This window comes from Desulfonatronum parangueonense (genome assembly GCF_054656975.1).
The window spans coordinates 1,115,235-1,138,250 of record NZ_BAAHXH010000003.1; the positions used below are offsets into that span (position 1 = coordinate 1,115,235).

At 55.8% G+C, this 23,016-nt stretch carries 18 protein-coding genes; 11 read left to right on the forward strand and 7 right to left on the reverse strand.

Annotated features, from left to right (window positions below):
• Positions 1-299: 299 nt before the first annotated feature.
• Genes ACYQ15_RS05320 through ACYQ15_RS05330 form a run of 3 tightly spaced genes read right to left on the reverse strand, consistent with a single transcriptional unit; the run spans position 300 to position 3,874 of the window.
• A complete protein-coding gene (locus ACYQ15_RS05320) occupies positions 300-1,031 on the reverse strand; it encodes a 16S rRNA (uracil(1498)-N(3))-methyltransferase (protein ID WP_459936487.1) in 732 nt (243 codons plus the stop codon).
• Positions 1,032-2,105: a glycine cleavage system aminomethyltransferase GcvT gene (gene gcvT / locus ACYQ15_RS05325; protein WP_459936488.1), complete on the reverse strand. Its 1,074-nt coding sequence runs from the start codon at positions 2,103-2,105 to the stop codon at positions 1,032-1,034.
• Positions 2,105-3,874 (reverse strand): hypothetical protein, encoded by a 1,770-nt coding sequence (locus tag ACYQ15_RS05330; RefSeq protein WP_459936489.1) that lies wholly within the window; start codon positions 3,872-3,874, stop codon positions 2,105-2,107. The genes gcvT and ACYQ15_RS05330 overlap by 1 nt, the downstream gene beginning before the upstream one ends.
• 324 nt (positions 3,875-4,198) lie before the next feature.
• Between ACYQ15_RS05330 and ACYQ15_RS05335 the strand changes: the two genes are divergently transcribed.
• Together ACYQ15_RS05335 and ACYQ15_RS05340 are read left to right on the forward strand one after the other, a co-directional pair.
• Positions 4,199-5,092, forward strand: coding sequence for a lysophospholipid acyltransferase family protein (locus tag ACYQ15_RS05335; protein WP_459936490.1), 894 nt, complete (start codon positions 4,199-4,201; stop codon positions 5,090-5,092).
• Between the two features lie 706 nt (positions 5,093-5,798).
• The gene (locus tag ACYQ15_RS05340) at positions 5,799-7,019 is read left to right on the forward strand and encodes an ATP-binding protein (RefSeq protein WP_459936491.1); all 1,221 of its coding nucleotides are present in this window, start codon (positions 5,799-5,801) and stop codon (positions 7,017-7,019) included.
• Positions 7,020-7,156: 137 nt separating this feature from the next.
• Here ACYQ15_RS05340 and ACYQ15_RS05345 read toward each other — a convergent pair whose 3' ends face one another.
• The 4 genes from ACYQ15_RS05345 to ACYQ15_RS05360 all read right to left on the reverse strand — a co-directional run bounded on the left by ACYQ15_RS05345 (position 7,157) and on the right by ACYQ15_RS05360 (position 10,522).
• Complete coding sequence (locus ACYQ15_RS05345) at positions 7,157-7,414, reverse strand: transcriptional regulator (protein WP_459936492.1); 258 nt, start codon at positions 7,412-7,414, stop codon at positions 7,157-7,159.
• A 42-nt stretch (positions 7,415-7,456) separates the two neighbouring features.
• Entirely contained in the window at positions 7,457-8,371 is a 915-nt protein-coding gene (locus ACYQ15_RS05350) for a restriction endonuclease (protein WP_459936493.1), read from the reverse strand.
• Positions 8,372-8,400: 29 nt separating this feature from the next.
• Complete coding sequence (folK, locus tag ACYQ15_RS05355) at positions 8,401-8,931, reverse strand: 2-amino-4-hydroxy-6-hydroxymethyldihydropteridine diphosphokinase (RefSeq protein WP_459936494.1); 531 nt, start codon at positions 8,929-8,931, stop codon at positions 8,401-8,403.
• A gap of 424 nt (positions 8,932-9,355) precedes the next feature.
• The gene (locus ACYQ15_RS05360; RefSeq protein WP_459936495.1) at positions 9,356-10,522 is read right to left on the reverse strand and encodes an LL-diaminopimelate aminotransferase; all 1,167 of its coding nucleotides are present in this window, start codon (positions 10,520-10,522) and stop codon (positions 9,356-9,358) included.
• Positions 10,523-10,745: 223 nt separating this feature from the next.
• Here ACYQ15_RS05360 and xerD point away from each other — a divergent pair, with 223 nt between their 5' ends.
• The 9 genes from xerD to mutS all read left to right on the forward strand — a co-directional run bounded on the left by xerD (position 10,746) and on the right by mutS (position 23,000).
• On the forward strand, positions 10,746-11,684 hold the full coding sequence (gene xerD, locus ACYQ15_RS05365; protein WP_459936496.1) for a site-specific tyrosine recombinase XerD: 939 nt from the start codon (positions 10,746-10,748) through the stop codon (positions 11,682-11,684).
• Between the two features lie 12 nt (positions 11,685-11,696).
• Positions 11,697-14,372, forward strand: coding sequence for a CBS domain-containing protein (locus ACYQ15_RS05370; RefSeq protein WP_459936497.1), 2,676 nt, complete (start codon positions 11,697-11,699; stop codon positions 14,370-14,372).
• A 285-nt stretch (positions 14,373-14,657) separates the two neighbouring features.
• Positions 14,658-15,401 carry a basic amino acid ABC transporter substrate-binding protein gene (locus ACYQ15_RS05375; RefSeq protein WP_459936498.1) on the forward strand — a complete coding sequence of 248 codons (744 nt, stop codon included), beginning with the start codon at positions 14,658-14,660 and terminating at the stop codon, positions 15,399-15,401.
• Between the two features lie 388 nt (positions 15,402-15,789).
• Complete coding sequence (locus ACYQ15_RS05380) at positions 15,790-16,617, forward strand: amino acid ABC transporter permease (RefSeq protein ID WP_459936499.1); 828 nt, start codon at positions 15,790-15,792, stop codon at positions 16,615-16,617.
• Complete coding sequence (locus ACYQ15_RS05385; RefSeq protein WP_459936500.1) at positions 16,604-17,344, forward strand: amino acid ABC transporter ATP-binding protein; 741 nt, start codon at positions 16,604-16,606, stop codon at positions 17,342-17,344. The genes ACYQ15_RS05380 and ACYQ15_RS05385 overlap by 14 nt, the downstream gene beginning before the upstream one ends.
• 29 nt (positions 17,345-17,373) lie before the next feature.
• Complete coding sequence (locus ACYQ15_RS05390; protein ID WP_459936501.1) at positions 17,374-17,874, forward strand: HIT family protein; 501 nt, start codon at positions 17,374-17,376, stop codon at positions 17,872-17,874.
• Positions 17,875-17,884: 10 nt separating this feature from the next.
• Positions 17,885-18,478: a LapA family protein gene (locus ACYQ15_RS05395; protein WP_459936502.1), complete on the forward strand. Its 594-nt coding sequence runs from the start codon at positions 17,885-17,887 to the stop codon at positions 18,476-18,478.
• 729 nt (positions 18,479-19,207) lie between these two features.
• On the forward strand, positions 19,208-20,329 hold the full coding sequence (locus ACYQ15_RS05400) for a tetratricopeptide repeat protein (protein WP_459936503.1): 1,122 nt from the start codon (positions 19,208-19,210) through the stop codon (positions 20,327-20,329).
• Complete coding sequence (gene mutS, locus ACYQ15_RS05405) at positions 20,322-23,000, forward strand: DNA mismatch repair protein MutS (protein WP_459936504.1); 2,679 nt, start codon at positions 20,322-20,324, stop codon at positions 22,998-23,000. Before ACYQ15_RS05400 ends, mutS begins: the two co-directional genes overlap by 8 nt.
• Positions 23,001-23,016 lie beyond the last annotated feature (16 nt).

Genomic DNA, 23,016 nt, shown 5'->3' on the forward strand with positions numbered 1-23,016 from the left:
ACCTTCATAAAAAAACTCGTCCCCGCTGGACGAAATTCCTGTTATTGATTTTTTACCCCGTGCTCCCCGTGTACCCCGAGGTTCAAACTTACGCTTCCCTGGTTACTCAAAAAAAGGTAACTACTCAGCTCATTCGAGAAAAATTGGACTGGATACCGGCCTTCGCCGGTATGACTTAACTTGGAAAGTACGTGGCACAATACGTCATTCCGGCGAAAGCCGGAATCCAGCTCTGACGAGTGACCACAGAGTATGTGCTGAATAGTTACAAAAAAAAGTAACTATTCAGCGTCATACTGCTATTGATCCGCCCAGTAGCACAACCCCAGGCAGAGCAGGGCGGCTGTTTCCCAGCGCAGAACGGACCGGCCCAGGGAAAGCGGGTGAAAATCGGCCTGGATGAAAACATGGGCCTCGTCATCCGTCAATCCGCCTTCCGGGCCGAGAAGGATGATGCTCCGTCCGGAGGCTGGAAGCAGGCTGGGATTGAAAAGGCGTTCCCTGGCGGCTTGCTCCCAAAGCAGGAATTTTCCCGGGCTTGTTCCGAATTGCCGCACCAGTTCCGTTGCCCCTCCGGATGCAATGCCCAGAAAGGGCAGACGGGCGTTGCCGCACTGCTTGGCCGCGGCCACAAGCTGGGCTGACCAGGTGTCCTTGGGAGTGTCCGGAACCCGCCCCTGGCTCCGCTCGGCCTGCCAGAAAACAATTCCCGAAGCTTCAAGCTCCACTGCCTTTTCCAGAAGCCAACCGCGCCGCGCGGTCTTGTTCCAACCCAGGGCCAGGATGATTTCCCGATCCCGGGGAGGCAGGGTTTGCTCGGAGATCAGGTCAAGATAGACCGCCTTGCGATCCAGGCGGAGAATTTCAAAGATGCCGACTCGGCCGCACCCGTCGAAAACGCGGATCGTTTCGCCGGTGCGAGCGCGGAGCACCTTGAGCAGGTGGTGGGCTTCGGAGCCTTCCAGAACAAAGGGCTCCCGCCATTGATCCGAGGTCAGGTACAGTGATTTCAACGACGGCAAAGAGAGCAATTACAGTTTGATCCGGGCCGTGCCGTTCTTGTAAAAGGGCAGGGCGGACTTCCGTGCGGCCAACTCGGTCTTGCCGGTCCGAACGCTGAAATGCTCCTCCCCCTCGAACTCCTGGGCAATGTAGGCCAGGGCAATGCCATGGCCAAGGGAAGGTGCAAAACTGCCGCTGGTGACTCGACCAGCCTTGCGCCCATCCGTTGTGAAAACTTCGTCATCGTGCCGTGCGCTGCGTCGGCCGGGAACGAGAAGCGGTGTCAGGCGCTCCCGGACATCGGATTGGCGGTCCTTGCCGACGTAGGAAGCGGGGGAGGTGAGCAGGGCCTCGTAGCCGGCCTCGGCCGGAGTGTGATTCTCGTCCAGATCCTGACCATACAAAGGCAGCCCCATTTCCAGGCGCAAAGTATCTCTGGCCCCCAGACCAGCCGGACGAACAAGGTGGTCTTCCAGGCAGGCTTCCCAAAAATCCAGGGCCAGGGTGTTCGGCAGGTAAATTTCGTAGCCCAGTTCACCGGTGTAGCCGGTTCGGCTGACCAGGATCGATTCATTCTGGAACGTGGTCTGACGAAAAGAAAAGTAGGCCAAATCCCGCAGGTTTTCCGGAAGAACGCCGCCCAGCACGTCCGCGGAAAGAGGACCTTGCAGATCAATTTTCGCGGTCCCGGCAGAAATGTCCTCCAAAACCACGGTATCCGGCAACCTGCCGGCGATCCATTCCCGGTCGTGGTCGATTCGGGCCGCATTGACCACAAGCATGAATGTTTCCTGATCCAGGCGATAGATGATCAGGTCGTCCAGAATGCCGCCGGCATGGTTGAGCAGAAAGCCGTATCTGGATTTGCCCTGTTTCAGTGTTTGCAGGTTGTGGGTCACGATGCGCTCAAGGGCCACAAGGGCGTTCTCGCCGGAAACGAGGAACTCGCCCATGTGGCTGATGTCGAACAACGAGGCCCTGGTCCTTGTCTGTTCGTGCTCGACCAGGATGCCCTCATACTGAACGGGCATTTCCCATCCGGCAAACGGAACCATCCTCGCCTTGTGCGCGACGTGCCATGCGTGAAGCGGTGTCTTGTGCATCACTTGTCTTTTTCGCCTTTGTCTTTTCCGCTTTGAGCTGGATCCGTTTGCCGGTACTCCGGTCGCTGTTTGCGGATGTCCTTCAACTCGTCCACCAATCCCACCAGTCTTCGGTACTGGGTCTTGACGTTCAGTCCGTACTTGCCGGCCTGACGCTCATCGAGCTGGACATATCGTTTGTTGAGATAGGAATTGCGCAGAACCCTTTCGCACTGGTCGATGACCCGTTCCATCAGCCCGTCAAAATACGGGTGGATCTCGAACTTGAAGTCATTGAGAAGTTCGTTCATTTGCTGGAGCATGTCCAGCCAGGAAAGAGGCGTTCCCTTGCGGGAGCGCCGGGTCAGGTCTTCGAGGATGCGAACCTTGCGTGCCTGGCGGATATAGGAATATTTGGACCAGACATCGGTGTACAGGCTTTGATGATTTTTGAAGGTATCCAGGTGTTCAGGCTGGAAGATGTACCCGTCCAGTACCTTGACCACACCGGAATAGAATTCGTCGCCGTAGCCGATGATTCTGCGTTGATGCTTGGAAAGCCATGCATACAAGAATTTGAGACGTTTTTCATGGGTGTCGGTGTTGCTGACGACCTCTGATTTCTTGAAACGAATCGATCCGGCATACTCCCCCTTGACGATGTCGTTGAGCTTGAGAAGCATGTTCGAGATGTCCTTGATCACATTGGCTTCACAGCAGACTTCGCCGGTCAGGGGGTGGATGATCTCCTGCCGAAGAACCGAAAGCGCCCGGTCCTGACGGACGTTGTTCTTGTCGTAGCGATGCTGGCGATAGGTCACGCGTAAAATAACGACGTTTTTTTGAGAATCGACAAAGGCGCCGTTATGGCTGAGATGGTCGATCAGGTCATGCTGATCCGAATCAATGCGGACCAGGGCGATCTTGTCCACTTGCGGATAAGGAGTGGCATGGGCGTTGGAGTACAAGGTGGTGATGGTGCGATCCGATTGTCCCAGCACGCGGACCAGGAATTCCTCGCTCAGCTTGTACAGACGGCGGGCGAACAAGGCGGATGAGGTTCGGCGTTCGGAAACGATGGGAAAGCCATAGAGTTCCATCAGGAATTGGTAGACGAAATTTCTGTTCAGCTCATAACAGCGGTTGTGGCCCACCTTGAACATGCCGATGCGCAGGCCGAAACGCTTGAGTTCCGTATCCAGGTCGGAAGGGAAGGAGGCGTTGACGCCTGAAAAGACAAAAGGCCCCGAGGGGATTGTGGAGAACACGTGTCCACGCTCCATGTGCAACAGAAACGAGAGCACACGGGGATAATGTTCCAGGGCGGTCAGGTCCCGCTCGGAAAAGTAATACTGGAACTCGTCATGCATTTGCCTGGGCAACCGATTCTGAAAGGACAGCTGGTTCTGTTGCAGGATGTGGGTTTCCAGTGGACAGATGGAGGAATCTTTCTGATCCAGATACTCGAAAGGCGAATGCAGGATGTCAAACTGGAAAATTTCCTGAAAGTAGGAGAGGGGACGCGCCAGGGCCACAAGGCTGAATCCCGGCAAATGCTGATATTCAAAGATGTCCAGGTCAAAGGAGGGCAGAAGTTCCCGGGCTTCGACAAGAGGATAGTTCGCCGTTTCAAAGTAGGGCTTGATCAGGCAGTACTTGATATGCACCATGTCCAGAAAACGGCGCAGCTCGGGCAACGAAGACAGTTCCGGCATTTCCTTGAGAGACCAGGAATCCTGCCAGATCATATCCTTGACCTGTGAAAAAGCTTGTTCCCAGATAATGCTCATGGATCAATCGAGTTCATTACATGTCATGAGAATCATACTCGTCATGGCAGCTCCATATCGGATGAGTGCATTGTAAATACCTAATTTTTGAAGAAAAATCAATAGGTTTCTCGTTGACTTGCCAAAAAACCGCCTGTGCATGCCATTCCTTGTTATCTGGCATAAAACAATGCTGAATGATGAGTTGGCAGCCCACAAAAACAAGACTTTATTAACAGGCGGTTAGCAGATAGAAACAATCGCTCGAACCTGACGAGGAATCGCGACTTCGCTCGCCTGAGCGACTTGAAAGCAAACCTTCAAGTACTACATGAGCTTTTTCATATGCGTGGAATTTTGTACGAAACCCTGGCTGCGTTGGGTCAAAATGCGGATTTTCCTCGTGTCCAGGCTCTGGGGGCCGGCATGGGGAAATTGATCTGGAACGTGGTGCCGTCCCGGCGGAAACTGGCCGTGGCCGCAATCAGCGAGCGGATTGGCTTGGATTTTTCCGCGGCCACCGCATTGGCCCGGTCCAGCTTCCAGCATAACGGGCGATCATTTCTGGAAATATGCTTGAGCCGAAAGGTGGATTGGAGGTTTGTCCGGGACCGGTTGCTTGTGGATGATCCGACGCGGATGCAACGCACCTTCAACCTGTTACGGGACAGGGCCTGCGTGATCACGACCGCTCATCTGGGAGGATGGGAGATGCTCGCGGGCCTGTTGCACCTCCTGGCGCCGCAACAGCATGGTCAGGTGGTGGTCAAAGCCACCCATGACAAGGATCTGTACGCCGTGATCAAACGCTTGCGCAGCCATTCCACAGTGCACATCGTGGAGCATGAACAGGCCGCGCAAAAGGTCCTGCGCAACCTCAGGAAACCCGGGGCCAGCGCCTTTCTCGTGGACCATAACTGCCGGCGCGAAGAAGCCGTTTTCCTTCCTTTTCTCGGTCGATTGGCCGCGGTCAACGCCGGTCCGGCCTTGTTGGCCTTGCGGGGCAAGGCTCTGGTCATGCCGGTCTTTCTGGTACGGGAAGATCCGGACAGGTATCGGCTTATTTTCGACGAGCCGCTGGATACGCAACAACTTCAAGGAGATCGGCACGAAAAGATTCACGCGCTGGCATCATTTTATACCAGAGCTGTCGAACGGGTCGTGCTTCAGTATCCGGAGCAATGGTTTTGGATGCATCGTCGCTGGAAAACCAGACCAATGGAAGAAGTGGAAGCCTGAGAGTTGATGCTCAGCAAAATACGGTTGCCGAATTTTGCATTTGGTATCGGAGTCCCAGTCGGGGTCGGTATCGGTATCGGGCAGGGAACGTGATCGATATTGAAAGTGAAGCCATCTGAAGATGGGCATAATTTTTCAAAATTGTTTGTAACTATTCAGCGCATACTCTGTGATCACTCGCCAGAGCTGGATTCCGGCTTTCGCCGGAATGACGTATCATACCACGTCCTTTCCAAGTTAAGTCATACCGGCGAAGGCCGGTATCCAGTACCGTTTTTTCTCGGATGAGCTGAGTAGTCACAATTGCTTTTTCAAAACCGATTTCCAACCCCGACCCCGATACCGACTCCGATAACTAACTTGAGCAAGATCGCGCTACCTTATGGAACCCGCAAGGGGAGTTCCCGAAAAAACGATCCAGCGAGTCATGAATCCAGTTCATGATTATTGAGAAGGAAAGCCTTTCCTGGATGAAAGTTTACATAATTTACATTATGGGACATAAATATAACTTTCTAGAATAATTGATATCCATGATCATTTACTACAATCCATGGGACCATTGCACCCCAGTGTGGTCACGAAATTCAATTTTGTGCTCCTGGTGAATTTCATGGCAAAAAAAATCATGGTTATCCTGAAAATTACAGGAGTAGACTCCTGCAATTTTCAGGAGTAATTTGCCGGAAGAAACATGGAGGATCATGTGCTTGCACGTCATATCGCCCCTCTTGTGAAACAAGGTCTGGAGCATTTTCCGGCTCTGCTCATTACCGGCGCCCGTCAGGTGGGGAAATCCACCCTGGCCTTGAATCTGGGGATCCAGCATGCCGTCACCTTCGACGACATGGCCTTGTATCAAAGCGCCAAGGCCGACCCCAAGGGATTTATCACCAGTCTGCCCAAACCTGTGATCATCGACGAAGTCCAGCGTGTTCCGGAAATCTTTGTCGCCATCAAGGAACATATCGACACGCAACGGGTTGCGGGTACTTTTGTCCTGACCGGATCCAGCAATTTTCAGGGGTTCAGGGACATATCGGACTCTTTGGCCGGCCGTGTCGCGATCATTGACCTCTATCCATTCAGTCTTGGGGAAATTCGACAGACCAGATGGAACATTATCGATGGCCTTTACGAAAAGGATCTTTTCCATCAAGCAGAAGCCTGCTTCAACCTGCCCGACCAGATCCTCAAGGGGGGATTTCCCGAAGTTCAGACCATCACGCAAATTCAGATCCGCTACCTGTGGTTCAGTTCATACATTCGCACCTACATCGAACGGGATTTGCACGACATCAGCAACCTGCGTAATCTTGACCGTTTTACCAGGCTCTACCTTTCCCTGGCTTATCGTAGCGCAAATCTGTTGAACAAGGCGGAACTGGGACGGGAAAGCCAGGTGGACAACAAGACGCTTGACCACTACCTCTCCCTTCTCCAGCACACGTATCAGGTCCACCTGGTCAAGCCGTTTTATCGCAATCCACTGAAACGTCTCGTAAAAATGCCAAAGCTGTTCATGCTCGACAGTGGCCTGCTCTGCCATCTGCTGAAAATCAACAACCCTCGACGGCTACACGAATCTCCTGCCAGGGGAAGCATTTATGAGACGTTCGTGCTCAGCGAACTGATCAAGGCCAATACCTGGGCCGAGTCACCCGCCGACATCACCTTCTATCGCACCAGCGACGGCAAGGAGATCGACTTCATTCTGGACAACGGAACGGCAGTGATCGCCCTTGAGGTCAAGGCGAGCCAGAGCGTACATCCGGATGATTTCCGGCATATCCGTCATTTCATCGATCAGAACCCGGACCGAATCAAGAAGGGCTTGGTTCTCTATTCAGGAAAAACCGCGCTGCCTTTCGGAGAGTACCAGGGTACACCGCTGCAGGCGGTGCCCATAGGCGCTCTGGGTGGATGAATCGGCGCTTCCTGCCGTCAATTCCTCCCACAGGGATGCCTCCTGCCCCACCCTGAACTTGTACGTTGCCCAAAAATAAAGCCGCCCTGAATTCCAGGACGGCCTGCAAGCATTGCTGGTCGCTGCTGTGAATGACTCTACTTTGCTTCCAGCTTCTTCAGATAGGAATCCCGGCATTCGTAGCTGCAAAAGCAATGGACATTATCGCCTTCCTTGATCCGGATGTCGCTGCCCACCGGGACGTAGGTTCCGCATACGGGATCCTTGGTCATCACCCCTGTCGCGGCCAGATTTTCGTGCTCCTTCTCCTTTACTTCCTTCTTCTTCTTGAGATCTCCCATCAGGAGCTTGTACAGGATGAAAATGGCCGCAATGAATATCAAAAATTTAAGCATAATCTTTTCCTTACGCCGCACTCGCTTGTTTTACGATTCCGGCTACTCTGGTAAATATGATCTGAAAAAGGCGTAATCGATATCAAAAACCGTACGGGAAATAACACCGATTTCCTCCTTTTCCAGCATGGCCACGAGGCGATTCCCGTCAATAAGCTCGATAGGAGGAGCTCCCTCACGGGTAGCCTCCCGTTTTGCATCTTCTGAAAAAATGCCTGTTGTTATCATAATCCCCTTGTCAGCCCTTCCGAGCATGGCATTGCGTAGATCCCCGACCTGTGACCTGGAAACCGTGCCGACATAACGTTTGCATTGAAAAATGACCTTGAACGAGACAAAGGGATTCAACTGGAGTACGCCATAACCATCCACTCCACCATCTTTACCGTCAGGCGTGACCTCCACCCTCTCGAATCCATATACACGAAGCAGGTATTTGCAAAATTTTTCGAAACCCTTTGGTGTCATCTTGCGTAGGACATCAAGAAGTTTCACCTCTTCTTTCAGCTCAGGAGTTTGCTCATCAGAATCTTCATGTTTGCTATCAATAGGTTGATTCGCATTGGTTTCTTCCATGCATTCCGGAAAGGTTGAGGGGGTCTTTTTTTTATTTTTCCTTCGCTCCGAGTGGATGGCTACCCATTTTTTGAAGATCTCTCTCGATTGTGCTTCAGTCAGACTGGTATTCTTGCCCTGCTCGGTCAGTGCCCAGATTCCTCTTTTTGCAGAGCTGACCAACCCTTCCCACACCAGGTATTGACGAGCCCAGCAGACTTGGTTGTGAAAGCGGGCTGTTCCCGATTCCATTAACTCTTCTTTCTTTTCATCCGACACACCACATTTCAGGGCAACCAGATCGGATGCTTCCTGTGGAGTCGCGGTGTCACCCAATTCACGCAATGCATCCAGAAGTGGTCCCATCCATTGAACAAATTCAGCCTTTCGCTGCCGTTTCATGTTGTTGTGCATAGGTGAATTCGAGTGGTTCATTTTTCCGTCTGAAAAATCAAGTCCCCTCGTACCTGAAAGTCAATGGCATTCAGGGTGGTCTGGATGGGGGTGCCGTCGGGAAAGATCAGGTCCGGTGCGATATCCCGCAGGGGGACGAGAACGAAGGCTCTTTCCTTGATTCGCGGGTGCGGCAGGGTCAAGGCCGGTGTGTCGTGGCGTTGATTGCCGAAAAGGAGCAGGTCCAGATCGATGATTCTGGGACCCTTGTCCTCTTCCCGGACCCGGCCCATCTGATTCTCGATTTCCAGCATCGTCTCCAGCAAACATACCGCAGTCCATGCCGGACCGCAATCAAGCCGCAAAACCTGATTGGCAAACCAGGGCTGGTTTCGGACATTTTGTGGTTCTGTCCTGTAGATTGGAGAACATGGTCCGAGTTGGACTCCGGGCAATTTTGCCAGAGCATTTCGCGCCTGTTGCAGATTGGCTACCGGGTTGCCCTGGTTCGACCCAAGGCTGATGTAGCCGGGAATTATTTGGGACAGCGGGTCACGATCATCATTCAAGGGCAACACCTTTTCAGAAAAAAACCGGGCAGACGCGATGTCTGCCCGGATTGTAACTATTCAGCATACCCTGCCTGTTGCCGAGTTAGGCATCTCTGTCGGTATTCGGTATCGGGATCGGAAACGAAGTCGTGCGGAGGGAGCCACAACTTTCTCGAAACCGATTCCGATATTGCCCCCGATTGCCGGAGGCAGATCAGATAACGTGTATTGGTTACCAAAAAAAAATATGGGTTTCGACCTTATCGAAGAAGGTTTCGAGGGGCGTGGGCTGCCTTTGCCGGGAACGCGAGGCTCTGAACTCGCAGTTCTTGAAGAGCGGGTACGGAGCCCCGCGTTTCCAGGGTTTACGTTTCCTGCGCTGGTCCAGGGTCAGTCTTCGTTGCGATTTCCTGACCTCTGCCCTGCTACCTTCTGCCCTGCCCTACAGTTTGGCGATCCGGCCCAGAGCCTCGCGCAGCCGGTCCTCGCCCACAGTGAGGGCGATGCGGAAGTACCCTTCTCCAGGGGCGCCGAAACCATTGCCCGGGGTGACCACGACTCCGGTTTCCTGGAGCACCTTGGTGACGAAGCCGGCGGAGTCCATGCCCTTGGGCACCTTGGTCCAGATATAGAACGTGGCTTCGGGCGAGCGGCAATCCAGGCCGATCTTGCACAATTCCGCCACGGCGACGTCGCGTCGGCCTTTGTAGATATCCCGCATTTCCTGGGCAAAGGACTCGCCATCTTCCAGGGCGGTGATCCCGGCTTCCTGGACGGCCTGAAAAATTCCGGAATCGATATTGCTCTTGATTTTTCCCAGTCCCTGGACCAATTCTGCGTTCCCCACGGCCATGCCGACACGCCATCCGGTCATGTTGTAGGTTTTGGACAGGGAGTGGAACTCGATGGCCACATCCATGGCGCCGGGAATTTCCAGGATGCTCAACGGCTTGTTTTCGGAATTGTAGTACATTTCCGAGTAGGCGGCATCATGCACCAGGATGGTATTGTACTCCTTCGCCTTGGCGATCAGCTGCTCGTAGAAGCTGCGGGGAGCCATGGCGGATGTGGGATTGTTCGGATAATTCAGGAAGAAGATCTTGGCCTTTTTCCAGATATCCGGAGAGATGGCGTCCAGGTCGGGCAGAAAGTTGTTGTCCTCGGTCAGGGGCGCAAAATAGGTCTCTCCGCCGGCGAACATGGTGGCAATGGGATAAACCGGATAATTGGGCGTACTGGTGATGACCAGGTCCCCGGGATCCACATACGCCAGGGGAAAGTGGGCCAATCCCTCTTTTGAACCGATCAGACTGAGTACCTGGGACTTGGGATCGAGGTTGACGCCAAAGCGGGTGCCATACCATTTTGCCACGCATTCCCGGAAGGTGTTCAATCCCGAGTAAGAAGGGTATCTATGATTTTCGCCCTTGGTAATGGCCTTGTTCATGGATTCAATGATGAAGTTCGGAGTCGGCAGGTCCGGGTCCCCTACTCCAAGATCAATAATGTCAACACCCTTGGCCTTGACTTCGTTCTTGACTCGATCGATTTCCGCGAACAGATAGGGCGGCAACAGCGCCAAACGCTCAGCCGGCTTGAAATTCGGCATGTGTGTGGACTCCTTGAATGCTAAACGTAATGGAATGAACTCCTCGCCACTGGTGGCTGAGGAGTTCATATAAAATCTACCCTGTGAGCGAAATCAATACAGCTCAACGCCAACATGCTGATTAAAAAGACTTGCCGTGTAAGTCAAATCCTGTATTTCGCGGCCGTGAAATCACGGCCGGCCGGATCGCGGACGACGATTTGCACGACCGAATCCGACAACCATGCCGCGACCTGACGCCTTTGCCCTGCACCCCTGGATGGACCGCTTTCTGGAGTTCATTCTCGTGGAAAAAGGCCTTGCGGAAAACAGCGTGGCCGCCTACACCATGGACCTTGAGGCACTGCAGCGGTTCCTGAATAGTGAAAACATCGTTCTGGAGAAATTCACCTCCCAGAGCGGCCTGCTCTATCTTCTGCATCTGCGACAGTCCGGCTTGCAGAACCGTTCGCTGGCCAGGCATCTGGCTACATTGCGCGGACTGTTCGCTTTCCTGGTTCAGGAGCGGTTGATGCAGGACAATCCGCTGGAGAAGCTGGAAAATCCCAAACTGCCCCGGCACCTTCCGGACGTGCTCAGCCGGGAGGAAGTCACCGAATTGCTGGCTCGGCCCAATGTCAACGACAAGCTGGGCTTTCGGGACCGAACCATGCTTGAGCTGCTCTATGCCTCCGGCTTGCGGGTCTCCGAGCTGATTGCCCTGCGCCCCCTGGACGTGGACTTGCAGACCGGCCTGCTCCGGGTTTTCGGCAAGGGTCGCAAGGAACGGATCACGCCGGTGCACGATTCGGCTCGAAACCTGCTAGAAATATACATTCAGTCCTGGCGTCCGGCCTTTCTTCCCAAATCGGACTTTCTTTTTCTGAACCGTTCAGGCAAAGGTTTGACCAGGCAAGGCGTCTGGAAACTGATCAAGACATACGCGCGCAAGGCCGGCATCCAGCAGCCCATATCACCGCATACCCTGCGCCATTCCTTTGCCACGCATCTGCTGGAAGGCGGAGCTGACCTGCGCACCGTGCAGATCCTGCTCGGCCACGCCGACATTCTGGCCACGGAAATCTACACCCATGTCCAGTCCTCGCGCCTGAAGAGCCAGCACTGCCGTCATCATCCGCGGGGCGATCAGGAAAAAGCGTCTTCCGGTGAACCGCGCGAATAAACAACACATCCAATGTCCTCATCCACCCCCAAGACCCTGATCACGGCCCACAACAACGCGGATTTCGATGCGCTGGCGGCCATGGTGGCCGCGGGAAAACTCTATCCGGACGCAGCACTGATCTTTCCCGGCAGCCAGGAAAAGAACCTGCGCAATTTCTTCATCCAAAGCGCCACCTATCTTTTCAATTTCCAGTCCATGAAAGAGATCGACGTTTCCGCCGTGGAACTGCTGGTGGTGGTGGACACCCGCCAGCGTTCGCGACTGGATCACGTGCGCGCCGTCCTGGAACAGTCCGGTCTTGTCATTCATGCCTACGACCACCATCCGGACTCTGATGAGGATTTGCCTGCCGAAAAATCCGTGGTTCTGCCCTGGGGGTCGACCACGGCGATCCTGATTGATGAAATCCGCAGGCGTTCCATATCCGTGAACCCGGACGAGGCAACGATCATGGGGCTGGGCATCTACGAGGATACCGGCTCCTTCACCTTTTCCTCGACGACCACCCATGATTTTGACGCCGCATCCTGGCTGCTGGCCCAGGGCATGGACCTGAACACGGTTTCCGACCTCATCACCCGGGACCTGAGTGCGGAGCAAGTCCATCTCCTGCATACCATGCTGGGATCTGCCACCATTCACGACATCAACGGCATCGAGGTGGTAATCACCGAAGTCAGCGTTGATGAATACGTGGGCGACTTCGCCGTGCTCGTGCACAAGCTCGTGGACATGGAGAACATCCGCGTGCTCTTCGCTCTGGCCCGCATGAACGACCGGGTGCACCTGATTGCCCGCAGCCGTCGCCCGGAAGTGGACACGGGTCGGATCTGCGGCTTTTTCGGCGGCGGCGGACATGTCTATGCCGCCTCGGCGACCATCAAGGACCGCACGCTGTCCGAAATCAAGGAAGAGCTGTTCGCCCTGCTCTACTCGCACATCAACCCGCAAATCCTGGTCCGCGACTTCATGTCCAAGCCCGCGGTCACCGTTCCCGAAGGGACAACCCTGATCCAGGCCACGGAAATCATGACCCGCTATGGATTGAAGGCCATTCCGGTGGTTCGCGAAGACGGGTTCTGCGTCGGCATCCTGGAGCACCAGCTGTCGGACCGGGCCGTGGGGCACGGACTGGGACAGCTTTTTGTTGAGGAGTACATGCAGCGGGATGTGGCCATGGTATCGCCGGAGGATGATCTCTACGCGGTCATGGAGATCATTCTGGGGCTGAAGCAGCGCCTTGTTCCGGTGGCCCAGCACGGCCAGGTCATCGCCGTGATCACCCGCACCGATCTGATTACTATCTTCATCCAGGAATCCGCACGAATACCGGAGTTTCTGCTCCCGGAACGCCGAAACGAGCGCAACATCAAGAACATGCTCCGGTCGCGGCTGGAGGCGGACATTTTCCGCCTCCTGGAGCAGGCGGGCGCCCTGGGCAGGGAAATGGGGGTCAGCGTCTATGCCGTGGGCGGTTTCGTGCGGGACATCCTGCTGGATCGGCCAAACCTGGACATCGATCTGGTGGTGGAGGGCGACGGCATCGAATTCGCCCAGGAACTCGCTCGCAAGCTGGGGGGCCGCATCCGGATGCACAAGAAATTCCAGACCGCCGTGGTCATCCTTCCGGACGGCCAGAAAGTGGACGTGGCCACGGCCCGTCTGGAATATTACCAGTACCCCACCGCCCTGCCCACGGTGGAGCTGTCCTCCATCAAGATGGATCTCTACCGGCGCGATTTCAGCATCAACGCCCTGGCCGTGCGCCTGAGCCCGGACCAGTTCGGAAACCTGGTGGACTTCTTTTCCGCCCAGAAGGACATCAAGGAGCGCAATATCCGGGTCCTGCACTCCCTGAGCTTCGTGGAAGATCCGACACGCATCCTGCGGGCCATCCGCTTTGAACAGCGCTACAATTTTCGGATGGACCGCCAGACCGAACGGTTGATCAAGAACGCCCTGAACCTGAACCTGTTCCAGAAGCTGTCCGGAGGACGTCTTTTTCACGAACTGTATCTGATCATGGAGGAAAAGGAGGTTCTTGCCTGCTTCCGGCGCATGGACGCCTTCAATCTCCTGCAGGTTCTGCATCCGCTGCTGAAATTCTCGGATCACCTGGAAAACATTCTGGGAGAGGTGGAACGGGTCCTGAACTGGTATCGCCTGCTCTATCTGGAACCGCATGTGCAGTCATGGAAGGTATTCATGCTGGGATTGGCGTCGAACCTGGACAATGCCCAATTCCAAATCCTCATGCGTCGCTTGAACTTTTCAGACAGGGACGAACGCTATTTCCAGGGAGTGCGCGACGGCCTGACCGAAACGATTCAACAGCTGCATCAATGGCAGGGCCGGACCGGCAGCCTGAGCGAACTGTTTTTCATCCTCGATCCCCTGCCCCTGGAGTCCATCCTGTATCTGATGGCCCGCAGCCAGAAGGAGGAGATGCGGCGGCACATTTCCCTGTTCCTGACGCAACTCAAGACCCAGAAGGTCTCCGTGACCGGAAAGGATCTCAAGGCCATGGGACTTACCCCCGGCCCCGTCTATTCCGACGTCCTGCGGACCCTGCATGCGGCCATGATCGACGGCAAGGCCATTGACCGGAACAGCCAGCTGGCCCTGGCCGGAGAACTGGTGTCGCGTCTCAAGTCCCAAGGCGAGGTTCCGCGGGAGCGACAATGACGATCCAGCCCCGAACACCTCTCTGATAAATGCGCTACCACGGCAATCCAAATCGAAATCGCAATCGAAATCGCAATCGGTAGTCTTATAAGCGGATAGCGGCATTTTTTCGATTTCGATTGCGATTTCGATTGCGATTTCGATGGATGAAGGCCGATACCATCCATCCTGTCTGTCCAGGTTCTTGACCTGGACGGGGCAACACTTTACAGGCACGTGGTGTGGAAGGTGTTGTTTTCTTGTTCAATGATTTTTCATTTCAGCAACAAACGGAGGTTTCGAAGAATGGTGAAACGACTGTTGATGACGGCCTTGATTCTGGTGGCCATGAGTTCAACGGCTTGGGCTCAGCGGACTCTTGTGTTCGCTTCCGACTGTACATGGCCCCCCATGGAAATGATGAACGAAGCCGGCGAATGCGTCGGTTTTGGTCCTGATCTGGTCAATGCCATGGCCCGGGTGGGCGGATTCGAGGCAAGGATCCAGAATACCGCCTGGGACGGAATTTTTGCCGGCTTGGCCATGGGCCGATATGATGCCATTTCCTCTTCCGTGTCCATCACCGAAGAGCGCAGGAAAGCCATGGACTTCTCCGACCCCTATTTTGAGGTCAAGCAAGGGGTCGTGGTCCGGCAGGATTCTCCCATCAAGTCGGAGGAAGATCTGGCTGGAAAGACCGTGGGCGCCCAGATCGGCACCACGGGTTACTTTGCCGCCATGCGCATTGCCGGTAACAACGCCAAAAGCTACGATGAAATCGGTCTGGCCGTCATCGACCTGGCCAACGGCCGGATCGACGCCGCCATTGCCGACGACGCCGTGGCCGCTGACTATGCCTTGACCCATCCGGAGCTTTCCAAAACACTGAAGCTGGCTTTCCTGATCGAGCCGGATGAGCCTGAATATCTTGGCTTTGCAGTGAAGAAAGGCGACGAGGAAGCCCTGACGCTCATCAACAACGCCTTGGCCCAGGTGAAGGCCAGCAGCGAATACGATCAGATCTTCAATAAGTGGTTCGGCGGGGAATAGCTTTTTTCTCCGGCTGACGTAAACGGATTCCGGCCTTTTCGCTTGACGAAGGGCCGGATTCCGTCATCCGCAATCCTGAAGCGGGCTTTGCCCGCAACCCAGTTATCAGTTACTTGTTATCTGGGTTTTCTTGATAACTGGTAACTGCTCAAAAACTTTGGACTGCCTCTCCTGGACCCCGGCCTGCGCCGGTAGGACGGAATGGTGTGCCTTGTTCGCAAGCACCCTGGGTCGTCACCCCGGCGCAGGCCGGGGTCCAGGCAGCACTGACCCGCGATGTTTGGTTGCCCAACCTTTTTGAGCAGTTACGATAACTGCAAACAAGTAGCTGATATCAATTCTTATTTTTTGTGACAGGCTTGAAGCAGTAAGTCACTGAGGGTGCACGATGGCCGACAAGAATGTGGTGATTGAAGTTGGGGATGGAGCCGCCATTCCACGCAAGCGTGACAAAGGCCTTTTCAATGCCTGGTGGATTTCCCTTATCGGAGCGCTGAGCATCATTGTTTACCTGTGCCTGTCCCGGCCCGATCCCTATTTGCGGATCATCAAGTTTCTTCCCGACGGCATCGTCGTCACCTTTCAGGTCACCATCCTCTCCATTTTGCTCGCGCTCGTGATCGGCCTGTTCACGGGCCTGGGACGCATTTCCAAGAACAGGTTCATCAACCTGATCGCCTCCACGTATGTGGAAGTGGTCCGGGGCATTCCGCTGCTGGTCCAGTTGTTCTACATCTATTTTGCATTGGGGCAGGTTTTTGCCAATCTGCCGGAAACCAACGCGCTCTTCATCTTCTTGCGGAACATGCCGCCTCTGGTGGCCGCGGTCATCGCCATGGGGATCTGCTACGGCGCATACATGGGCGAAGTCTTCCGGGCCGGGATCGAATCCATTGATCATGGCCAGACCGAAGCCGCCCGGTCCCTGGGATTCAATCGCACCCAGACCATGTTCTACGTTATTCTGCCCCAGGCCTGGCGGACCATTCTTCCGCCGGTGGGCAATGAATTCATCGCGCTGCTCAAGGACAGTTCCCTGGTTTCCATCCTGGCTGTTTCGGACATCCTGCGACGCGGACGGGAGTTCGCCAGCGTGACCTTCAACTACTTCGAGACCTACACCATGGTTGCCCTGGTCTATCTGGTGATCACCCTGCTGCTGTCCAAGATCGTCAGCACCATGGAAGAAAGGTTGAGCTACTATGATCGACGCTAGCAAGATCATCAGCATTACCAACGTCTACAAATTTTTCGGCCCGCTGAAGGCGCTGAACAACGTCTCTCTGGACATTCACGCCGGGGAGAAAGTTGTCATCATCGGCCCCAGCGGCTCGGGCAAAAGCACTCTCCTGCGATCCGTCAACCGCCTGGAAACCATTGATTCCGGCACCATCACCGTGGACGGCAAGGACATCAACGACCCGAAAAACGACATCAATGCCATGCGCATGGACATGGGCATGGTGTTTCAAAGCTTCAACCTGTTCCCCCACAGGACGGCTCTGGAAAACCTGACCATGGCTCCCATCAAGCTCCGCAAGATGCCGCGGGACAAGGCCGAAACCATGGCCATGGCGTTGTTGAAAAAGGTCGGAATCGATGAGAAGTCGAGCGTCTATCCGGCGCAACTTTCCGGCGGGCAGAAACAGCGGGTCGCCATTGCCCGGGCCCTGGCCATGAGCCCGAAGATCATGCTCTTCGACGAGCCGACCTCCGCCCTGGATCCGGAGATGATCGGCGAAGTGCTGGACGTCATGGTCACCCTGGCTCGGGAAGGCATGACCATGGCCGTGGTCACGCATGAAATGGGTTTTGCTCGCGAGGTGGCCGACAGAATTGTCTTCATGGATCAGGGGGAGATCGTCGAGATAGGGACGCCGGAACAGTTCTTCGAACAGACCCGGCATCCTCGGACCAAAAAATTCTTGAGTCAAATTCTGTAAATGTAGATTTTCCTGGATATTTATCCCCCATGGACACTCTTTTCGCGCCCTGGAGAATGGAATATATTCTTGGACCCAAGGCGGACGATTGCGTTTTCTGCATCCCGGAATCCACCTCCACGGACCGTGAACAATTTGTTCTGGCCCGGGGGGCGCTTTGCTTTGTGATCATGAACAGGTATCCATATGCCAACGGCCACCTGATGGTGTCGCCCCGGCGTCATGTCCCGGACCTGACCGACCTGGACGACAGGGAATCCGCCGAGATGATGTACTGGATTCGCGGCTCGGTTCAGGCATTGCGTCAGGCATTGAACCCGGACGGGTTCAATGTCGGGGTCAACCTGGGGGACGTCGCCGGCGCGGGCATTCAGGAGCACCTGCATGTGCATGTGGTGCCCCGTTGGCATGGCGATACGTCCTTCATGGCGGTTTGCGGGCATACCCGAGTCGTACCCGAGCATCTTTGTTCAACGTATGCGAGATTGGCCCCGCTATTCATATCTTCATCACCCTCAACACACTTGTAAGGAGAGGCGTATGCGCTACCTCAAGGTTCTGCTTCTGATCCTGTTTTTCTTCGTTTCCATGCTTTTTTTCATTCAAAACAACGAAGTGCTTTCCGAGGAACTCGTCTTGCAACTGGAGTTGTTCGACTGGCATGTCGCCTCCCGGCCGCTGCCTTTCTATCTTGTTGTCCTCTTGAGTTTCGTGGTCGGATCGGTTTTCAGCCTGGCCTATTTCATTGGCGAAAAGATCCGCATGAGCCGTGAACTCAAGGCCGCCAACAACAAGCGCGCCGCCTTGGAACAGGAAGTGACCTCGTTGCGTAATCTGCCCCTGGAAGAGGAAACGTATCCCACGGCTCCCCAAAAAACCGTCGCCGCGAAGGAAACCGAAAAAGCTCCGGCCACGCCTCCGAAAACAGCGACTGTAAAGGAAGCTGAAAAAGCTCCGACCACGCCTCCGCAGACAGCAACCGTGAAGGAAGCTGAAAAAGCTCCGGCCACGCCTCCGAAGACAGCCTCCGAAAAGGAAGAAATACAACCTCCGACGATTTACGCAAAACCGGTAGCCGAGAAGGAAAAGGAAGCCTCTGCTCCGGCGGAAAAAAAGCGTGAAGAAAACACGTAGAACCTGAGTATTGCGCTACTCTCACACGTCACATGGTATTCTTTCCAACAGCGTGTTGAAATCAACAAAGTCGCATGCGCGGAACAAACCCGCCGGCTGAACGTGAGGAAGAGTTTCCGGTTCCGTGAGGCTGACGACCTGCCGATGTTTCGGCATTGTCATCTGTCTTCACGGTGCTGAAAACAGTCGGATCCGGACACATGGCCGCGAGGATCCGGCACTTTGGAACACGGGCCGGCGGTTTTTCACCCACCTTGTTACACCGTATAGATGCGTGCAAACAGGACAAACTTGATCTCAAGCACTTTCTTATCGAAATCGAAATCGGATGGAGATCACGCATCACCTTCGTTTTTGCCGCGGACCTCTTGATTTGATTCGGATCCCAATATCGATTTGGATTTCGATTTCGATTGGAATCAAGCCCTGTCTGCAATGACTGTATCGTATTGTTTGTTCGATTGTAACTATTCAGCAAACTCAGACTGTTGCCGAGTTTGACACCGGTATCGGGGTCGGAGTTGGGGTCGGTATCGAAGCGAAGCGATGTGTAAGGGCAATACAATGTTTTCGATACCGATTCCGATACCGACCCCGATACCGATTATCGGAGTAAAAACTTATGCTGAGTAGTTACGTTTGATTGAAATTGAGAACAAATTTGCCTCGGTCCTTCAATCTCTTGCCTTTCCCGTCCTCTCAAGATCGATAATCCCAGGAAATTCATCTATGTCCGGCTGGATTAAAACATTTTTCTCCTCCAAAAGCACCGGAGGCGACCGCTTTCCCGGCGAAGTGCATGCCGATGGGCTGCTGCCGCCTTCGGAGGATACGTTCTCGGCCATCAACGAGCTGAGCCGGGTGGTCAAGAACAATCCGGACGCCGTGGAGATCTACCTGGCTCTGGGCAATCTGTATCGTTCCCAGGGGGAAATCGAGCGGGCGGTGCACATTCGCCAGAACCTGATTCTGCGCCCTGGATTGCATCCGGAGTTCAAGGCCCGGGCCTTGTATGAACTTGGCCGCGACTACAAGCGCGGCGGCTTTGTAGACCGGGCTTTCGACGCCTTTCAGCAGGCGCGGAAAATCGCCGGCAACAATCCGGCCATCAACCACGAATTGGCCAGGCTCAGCGCCGACTCCGAGGAGTATCTCCAGGCGGCCAAATATTACGTCGAACTCGGAAACAACATTGCCGAGGCGCATTATCTCGTCCGCCAGGCCCAGAAGGAATGCCGGGACAATCCGAAAAGCTCCCAGATTGTCAAATGGATCGACCGGGCCCTGAAGGTGTACCCCGGCTCCACCGAAGCCTGGCTTGAGAAATTGCAGCGCGTCTGGAAAGGCCTGGAAAAAGGCAAGCCTTCCAAAATCCTGGACCAGGCCATGGGGCAGGTTCCGGAGCAGATGCGGTTCGCCCTTCTGGAGGGCCTGTTGACCACCTCCAGGGAAGGCTCCTGTACAGCTGGCGCCGTGAGCGACATGAATGAGCTGGAAGGCATTCTGGCCAGTCTATCCGGCTATCCCCAGGACATGCTGCTCCAGTACTATGGGGGTCTGCTTCTGTTGGATCACGGTCGCCAGGAGGAAGCCCGGATCTGGTTCGAGAAATGCCTGCTTCTGGATTCCAATTTCTGGCTGGCGCGTCTCGAGCTCCTGGCACTGACGCGCAGAAACCATGATCTGCCCAAAAGCCTGGACGTGCAGCTGGACTTCTTCATTTCCCGGGCCCGGGAGGTCAAGAACTACGCCTGCCGGCAGTGCGGCCTGAAACGCGAGTCGGTCTTTTTCGTTTGCCCTCGCTGCGGCGCCTGGCATTCCATTTCTTTTCGGCGCAACCTGAATGAATGATTCCGCACCCCTCAAGCTGACTCCCATGCTGGAGCAGTACCTGAGCATCAAGGCCGAGCATCCCGATGCCCTGCTCTTCTTCCGGATGGGCGATTTTTACGAGCTGTTCTTCGAGGACGCGGAACGGGCCGCCGGAGAACTGCAGATCGCCCTGACCAGCAGAAATCCCAATGCCGAACATCCCGTGCCCATGTGCGGGGTGCCCTACCACGCCTGTGATTCCTACCTGACGCAGTTGCTGAAAAAGGGGATCAAGGTCGCCATCTGCGATCAGGTCGAGGACCCGCGAGAGGCCAAGGGGCTGGTCAAACGGGCCGTGACCCGGGTCCTGACCCCGGGCACCCTGATCGAGGACGCCGGCCTGGAAGCCAAGGAGCACCACTACCTGGCAGCCTTGTTCCGGGACGCCCAGACCGACTGGGGCGCGCTGGCCTGGGTGGACGTCTCCACCGGAGAGTGCACCGGCATTCGAATCCGCGGACAGATGCAGATCTGGTCCTGGGTTTCCAAACTGGCGCCCCGGGAACTCCTGTTGCCGGATCACCAGCGTCCGCCCATCCAGGCCGGAGACATCGCAGCCCGGATCACTCCCCTGCCCCAGCGCGGATTTTTTGAATTCGGCCAGGCTCGCGAACGTGTCCTCAAAGCTCAGGGCGTCGCGGACCTCCAGGTCCTGGATCTGGAGAACAAACCGCAACTCATCCAGGCGTTCGGCGCGCTGCTGGCCTATCTGAAGCAGACCCAGAAACGGGATCCGGATCACCTGCAATCTTTCCGGATCATTCATCCGGGGGATTTTCTGCTCCTGGACGAGGTCACCCTGCGCAACCTGGAGATATTCCGGCGCATGGACGGGGGAAGGGGCCCCGGCACGTTGTGGCATGTCCTGGACCAGACCCGAACCCCCATGGGCGGGCGAATGCTGGAGACCAGACTGCAATATCCCTGGAAGGAACTCCGGCCCATCCAGGACAATCAGGCCGTGGTCGCCTTTTTTCTCCTCCAGGAGCAACTGCGCGGCGAACTGAACCGCCTGTTGGCCAAGACCACGGACCTGGAACGGATCTGCACCCGGATCACCATGAACCGGACCTCTCCCCGGGATTTTGTCGCTCTGCTTCAGGGTATCCGGCATCTGCCCGAAATCGAGCACCTGCTCCGCAACCTGCCGCAACCGCAATTGCCGGACAACACGCAGCCGAACGAGCAACAGACAGACTTGCCGTCTCTGCTCCGGATCACGTTGGATACATGGGACAATCTGCCGGAGCTGACCGATCTGCTGGGCCGGGCCCTGGTGGACTCCCCTCCCCTGTTGGTCACGGACGGCGGCATTTTTCGGTCCGGATACCACTCCGAACTGGATGGCTTGCTGGAACTGGTGGAGCACGGCCAGGGCAAGCTGCAGGAAATCCTGCGGCGGGAGCAGGAACAGACAGGGCTGTCCAAGCTCAAGCTGGGCTACAACCGGGTCTTCGGGTACTATTTTGAACTTTCCCGGTCCCAGTCCGGAACCCTGCCGGAGCGATTCGAGCGGCGTCAATCCCTGGTGTCCAGCGAACGATTCATCACAGCGGAACTCAAGGAACTGGAGGATCGTCTGCTTGGCGCTTCGGACGAGCGCAAGTCGCTGGAGTACCGCCTGTTCCAGGAACTGCGGGAGTTGGTGGACCAGTACCGTCCCAGGGTGATGCGCATGGCCGACGCCGTGGCCCGCCTGGACGTCTGGCTGGCTCTGGCCGAGGCGGCCCGGAAATGGTCCTGGTCGCGACCCGTGGTTACCGCTGAACTCGATATCGCCATCACCGCGGGCCGGCACCCGGTCATCGAAGCCTGTCAGGGGAGCGCGGACTACATTCCCAACGACGTGGTCATGGACGCCCAGCGCCGGGTACTGATCATCACCGGCCCGAACATGGGCGGCAAATCCACTGTCCTGCGCCAGACCGCCCTGATTTGCATCCTGGCGCAGATTGGCTCCTTCGTTCCCGCTTCTGAAGCCGTGATCGGGCTGACGGACCGCATCTTCACCCGGGTCGGCGCATCGGACAACTTGAGTCTCGGGCAAAGCACCTTTATGGTGGAGATGATCGAGACGGCGCGCATTCTCCGGCAATCCACCCGGAGCAGCCTGGTCATCCTGGACGAGATCGGCCGCGGAACGAGCACCTATGACGGCCTGGCCCTGGCCTGGGCCGTGGTGGAAGAATTGGTCCGGCAGGGCCAAGGCGGCATCCGGACGCTTTTCGCCACCCATTACCATGAGCTGACCTCCCTGGAAGGCCGGTTCCCGGGGGTGCGCAACTACAATATCGCGGTCAAGGAGTGGAAGGGAGAGATCATTTTCCTGCGCCGGCTGGTGCCGGGGCCGTCGGATCGCAGTTACGGCATCGAGGTGGCCAAACTGGCCGGAGTGCCTCGCGGGGTTATTGCCCGGGCCAAGGAAATTCTCGAAGGCCTGGATGCCAGGAAACCGAGCAAGATATCGTCCCGCGAAATCCCCCGTCTTCGGGAAGCCCTGCCCGGCATGGAATCATCGCCCGCGGCAACGCCGCCGGGACCGGAAAGCGAAATCCTGGATCAGCTCCGCAAACAGGACCCCGCCCACCTCAGTCCAATGCAGGCCCTGACCCTGCTCCAGAGCTGGCGGGAACGACTTGGATCAGGATAGCTAGAAGGAGAAATCT

Bases quoted from the DNA above. Each gene is read 5' to 3' on its own strand.
- ACYQ15_RS05390 (WP_459936501.1), top strand. From the start codon at position 17,374: ATGGACACTCTTTTCGCGCCCTGGAGAATGGAATATATTCTTGGACCC.
- ACYQ15_RS05400 (WP_459936503.1), top strand. From the start codon at position 19,208: ATGTCCGGCTGGATTAAAACATTTTTCTCCTCCAAAAGCACCGGAGGC.
- ACYQ15_RS05345 (WP_459936492.1), bottom strand. From the start codon at position 7,414: ATGCTTAAATTTTTGATATTCATTGCGGCCATTTTCATCCTGTACAAG.
- gcvT (WP_459936488.1), bottom strand. From the start codon at position 2,105: ATGCACAAGACACCGCTTCACGCATGGCACGTCGCGCACAAGGCGAGG.
- ACYQ15_RS05370 (WP_459936497.1), top strand. From the start codon at position 11,697: ATGTCCTCATCCACCCCCAAGACCCTGATCACGGCCCACAACAACGCG.
- ACYQ15_RS05350 (WP_459936493.1), bottom strand. From the start codon at position 8,371: ATGAAACGGCAGCGAAAGGCTGAATTTGTTCAATGGATGGGACCACTT.
- ACYQ15_RS05360 (WP_459936495.1), bottom strand. From the start codon at position 10,522: ATGCCGAATTTCAAGCCGGCTGAGCGTTTGGCGCTGTTGCCGCCCTAT.
- ACYQ15_RS05385 (WP_459936500.1), top strand. From the start codon at position 16,604: ATGATCGACGCTAGCAAGATCATCAGCATTACCAACGTCTACAAATTT.
- mutS (WP_459936504.1), top strand. From the start codon at position 20,322: ATGAATGATTCCGCACCCCTCAAGCTGACTCCCATGCTGGAGCAGTAC.
- ACYQ15_RS05395 (WP_459936502.1), top strand. From the start codon at position 17,885: ATGCGCTACCTCAAGGTTCTGCTTCTGATCCTGTTTTTCTTCGTTTCC.
- ACYQ15_RS05380 (WP_459936499.1), top strand. From the start codon at position 15,790: ATGGCCGACAAGAATGTGGTGATTGAAGTTGGGGATGGAGCCGCCATT.
- xerD (WP_459936496.1), top strand. From the start codon at position 10,746: ATGCCGCGACCTGACGCCTTTGCCCTGCACCCCTGGATGGACCGCTTT.
- ACYQ15_RS05335 (WP_459936490.1), top strand. From the start codon at position 4,199: ATGCGTGGAATTTTGTACGAAACCCTGGCTGCGTTGGGTCAAAATGCG.
- ACYQ15_RS05330 (WP_459936489.1), bottom strand. From the start codon at position 3,874: ATGAGCATTATCTGGGAACAAGCTTTTTCACAGGTCAAGGATATGATC.
- ACYQ15_RS05375 (WP_459936498.1), top strand. From the start codon at position 14,658: ATGGTGAAACGACTGTTGATGACGGCCTTGATTCTGGTGGCCATGAGT.